Here is a 422-nt window from a genome sequence, read left to right as displayed (position 1 = left end):
GTATAAGGTCTGGTACGTTTGGAGACGCGTTCGGAACTCTAAATGCTTTATTTTCAGGAGTGGCATTTGCTGGTGTGGTAGTCACTCTTTATCTTCAGCGAAAGGATATAAAAAATAGTCAAGAGCAAGTTGAGAGGCAGCAGGTTGAAGCTGCTCGACAGCAAGAAGAGTCGCAGTTTTATAATATGCTAGGCTTGCAACAAAGTGTGGTTCGTGGCTTTGATGTGGTAACAATTCACTTTGATACAATCGGAAATACTACGCGCCCAGACTCAATAACAGGGACGGATTGTTTTAGGACGTGGGCCTTGCGACTAAAACGTGCTTATAAAGAGCTCGAAAATGCATTGGATGACGATGATGTGGATTTTACAATCGATGCTTACGACTTGGTTTGGAATAAGCATCGCAGGGATTTAAGT

At 42.9% G+C, this 422-nt stretch carries 1 pseudogene; it reads left to right on the top strand.

The annotated features are described in order from the left end of the window. Positions 1-422 (top strand): annotated as a pseudogene (locus tag JWG88_RS21390) (hypothetical protein); the annotation flags it as partial.

The sequence above is a fragment of the Desulfopila inferna genome, assembly GCF_016919005.1.
In the GTDB taxonomy this organism is placed as follows: Bacteria; Desulfobacterota; Desulfobulbia; order Desulfobulbales; family Desulfocapsaceae; genus Desulfopila_A; species Desulfopila_A inferna.
The sequence above is the reverse complement of the archived record's forward strand: the minus strand, read 5'-3'. Positions and strand labels throughout refer to the sequence as shown.